The organism is Streptomyces anulatus, from assembly GCF_000721175.1.
In the GTDB taxonomy this organism is placed as follows: domain Bacteria; phylum Actinomycetota; class Actinomycetes; order Streptomycetales; family Streptomycetaceae; genus Streptomyces; species Streptomyces anulatus_C.
In genome coordinates this window covers 1-1,968 of sequence record NZ_JOEZ01000085.1, presented here as the reverse complement: position 1 = coordinate 1,968, position 1,968 = coordinate 1, and the positions used below count along the sequence as shown (strand labels likewise).

At 68.0% G+C, this 1,968-nt stretch carries 2 protein-coding genes; both read left to right on the top strand.

Annotated elements, in window-relative coordinates:
- Positions 1 to 91: 91 nt before the first annotated feature.
- Positions 92 to 523: a hypothetical protein gene (locus IG90_RS0138545; RefSeq protein ID WP_233436225.1), complete on the top strand. Its 432-nt coding sequence runs from the start codon at positions 92 to 94 to the stop codon at positions 521 to 523.
- Between the two features lie 181 nt (positions 524 to 704).
- Positions 705 to 1,940, top strand: coding sequence for an IS701 family transposase (locus IG90_RS0138540; RefSeq protein ID WP_078585564.1), 1,236 nt, complete (start codon positions 705 to 707; stop codon positions 1,938 to 1,940).
- The last annotated feature ends 28 nt before the right edge of the window (positions 1,941 to 1,968 follow it).

The window sequence follows — 1,968 nt, the reverse complement described above, 5'->3', positions numbered from 1 at the left end:
CTAGTACTCCAGCCGTAGATCGTGATCATGTTGGCCCGCCGCCTGCTCGGTTGTAGTGGTTTGCTTGGGAGCGGTCCTGGTGGGAGTGGCTGTGCCGCTGCTTGTCGTGGCGGGCGGAGTCTGTTCGGAGGGGTGCAGGGTGACGGGGTCGGTTTCGAGGCCGTCGGCGGCAGCGCCGGCCGATGTGATGCGGGCGCGGGCCGAGACAGAGGTGAACCTGCCGGCTCCGCTGGTGGCACTGTGGAACGTGAGGGACGGCCTTCTCACCGAGTCCGGTGTCACCGTGTACTCGGCAGGGGACATTGGTGAACGCAACGCCACGTACGAAGTCGCGCAGTATGCACCGGGTTTCCTCCTTATCGGCGATGACAGCGGTGGCCGCGGATTCCTCCTGCGTGCGGGTGACCCGGACTCCGCCGTGTTCTCCTCCGGGCTGGGTGATCTGGACCCTGCGGACTTCGACGTCGTGTCCGCAGACTTCGCGTCCTGGATCGAATCGCTTGGTCCTGCCCGTTCCTGTTGACGAAGGGCACTCTCGGGTTTGATCAGCGTGTGGGCTGGGCGGGGCCGATCGCGCTGGTGGATCTTGTTCGGACATGGGCACGGCCACCGCTGATCATCGGTGTGTGAAGACTGAAGATCATGTGGTGGCCGCGGGTCACAGCGTAGACCCTGCCTGTTGGCAGGAATCGTTCGAGGCCCTGATGGGCCGGATAGCGGGCCGGTTCGCGCGGGTTGAGCCCCGGCGCCGGGTGAGGGACTTGGTGCGGGGGCTGCTGTCGGACCTGCCACGCAAGAACTGCTGGTCGATCGCCGAGTGGGCCGGGGAGGCCACTCCGGACGGCATGCAGCACCTGCTCGGCCGGGCCCGGTGGGATGCCGACCAGGTGCGTGACGATGTGCGTGAGTACGTACTGGAGCATCTGCGCGACGAGGATGCGGTGCTGGTGGTCGACGAGACAGGGGACGTGAAGAAGGGCATCCACACCGTCGGGGTCCAGCGCCAGTACACCGGCACCGCCGGGAGGATCGAGAACGCGCAGGTCGCCGTCTACCTCGTCTACGCAGGTTCCCGGGGACATGCGGCGGTGGACCGTGAGCTGTACATCCCGCGCTCATGGACCTCGGATCCGGACCGCTGCCGGGCCGCGGGCCTGGACGAGGACACTGTCTTCGCTACCAAGCCGGAGCTGGCCGCCCGCATGATCGGCCGGTTCCTCGACGCCGGGCACCGCGTGGGCTGGGTCACGGGCGACGAGGTCTACGGCGGCAACCCGAAACTGCGGTCCGCGCTGGAAGAGCGCCAGGTCGGCTACGTTCTCGCCGTCGCCTGCTCGGCCGAAGTCACCACCGGCGCGGGGAAGTTCCGTGCGGATGTGCTGGCCGCGAAGGTGCCCAGGCGCGCCTGGCAGAAGCTGTCCGCGGGGGCCGGCGCCAAGGGGCACCGTTTCTACGACTGGGCCGTCATCGACCTGGCCGAAGCCCGGCCCGGCAGCCACCGGCTGTTGATCCGCCGCAACCGCACCACCGGCGAACTGGCCTACTACCGCTGCTGGTCACCCGCCCCGGCGCCCCTGGCCACGCTGGTGCGCGTCGCCGGGTCAAGATGGCGGGTGGAAGAGACTTTCCAAGCCGGAAAGGGCCTGGCCGGACTGGACGAACACCAGGTCCGCCGCTACACATCCTGGTCCCGCTGGGTCACCCTGGCCATGCTCGCTCACGCCTTCCTCGCCGTCGTCCGCGCCGACGAACACGCCCGCCATCCCGCACCGGACGAGCTGATCCCGCTCACCTGCAACGAGATCCAGCGACTGTTCACGACACTGGTCGTCCAGCCTGTGCACGATGCAGCCCACCGGCTCGCCTGGTCCACTTGGCGACGCCGCCACCAGTCCCGAGCCCAAGCCAGCCACTATCGGCGACAGGTCGCCCAGGCATGAAGATCACGATCTACGACTGGAGTACTAG